The organism is Streptomyces novaecaesareae (genome assembly GCF_000716875.1).
GTDB lineage: Bacteria > Actinomycetota > Actinomycetes > Streptomycetales > Streptomycetaceae > Kitasatospora > Kitasatospora novaecaesareae.
In genome coordinates this window covers 1-1,073 of sequence record NZ_JNWQ01000204.1, presented here as the reverse complement: position 1 = coordinate 1,073, position 1,073 = coordinate 1, and the positions used below count along the sequence as shown (strand labels likewise).

Below are 1,073 nucleotides of genomic sequence, written 5' to 3'. Positions count from 1 at the left end.
AGTTGGAGGCGGGCCAGGGAGGCGCCGAGGCAGGCGTGGATGCCGCGGCCGAAGGCCATCTGGTGGCGGCCCGGCCTGTTCTGGAGGGTGAACGCGTCAGCGTCGGTGATGACGTGTTCGTCGCGGTTGGCGGAGCCGAAGTGCACCATCACCCGCTCGCCGGGTACCAGCTTGCGGCCGCCGAGCTCGGTGCCCTCGGTGACGGTGCGGAACAGGCCCTGGACGGGGGACTCGTAGCGCAGGGTCTCCTCCACCATCGCCTCCACACTCGCCTCCCCGGCCCGCAGCGCCGCGAGCTGGCCGGGGTGTTCCAGCAGGGTGACCACGCCGTTGCCGATCGCCCGGGTCACCGTCACGTGCCCCGCGATGATCAGGTTCATCACGATGCGCATCAGCTCCACCGTGTCCAACCCGTGCTCCTGCGCATCGGCCGCCAGGGAGGCGATCAGCCCGCCCTGCGCGACCCGGCCGGGCTCCTGGAGCAGCGCCATCACGTAGTGCTGCATCTCCACCACGTCACGCGCCCACTCCACCCGCTCCTCGGCCGGGCCCGTCCCCACCGACAGCCGCAGCCAGTTGTGGCTCCACCGCCGAAGCCGCGGCACATCCCCCGCCGGCACCCCCAGGATCTGCGCCATCACCATCAACGGCAGCGGCCACGCATAACCCTCGATGACGTCGACCTCACCGGCCGCGGCGAACCGGCCGATCAACTCCTCCGCAGTCGCCCGCACGAACGGCTCCAACTCGGCCACCCGCCGCGGCGTGAAGACCCGGTTGACCGCCACCCGCAGCCGGGTGTGCACCTCACCGTCGCTCTCCGTCAGGTTCGGCGTCAACGACCAGCCCTCGGCCATCACCTGCTTGACCTCATCAGCCTCCGGCCCGGTCGCCACCCGCACCGCACTCTCCGAGGAGAACACCCCCGGATCGTGCAACACCCGGGCCACATCCTCATGCCGGGACACCACCCACACATCCAGCTTCGGGTCATGCACCACCGGACACGAACCACGCAACCGCGCATACATCGGATAGGGATCGGCCAACTGGCCGTCGGACGTCGGATCGAA

The 1,073-nt window shown here is 70.2% G+C and carries 1 protein-coding gene; it reads right to left on the bottom strand.

The genetic code is table 11. From position 1 onward, the window contains the following. On the bottom strand, window positions 1-941 hold a 941-nt coding region (locus OP86_RS38955; protein WP_157849912.1), incomplete at its 3' end, for a cytochrome P450. Window positions 942-1,073: the final 132 nt, after the last annotated feature.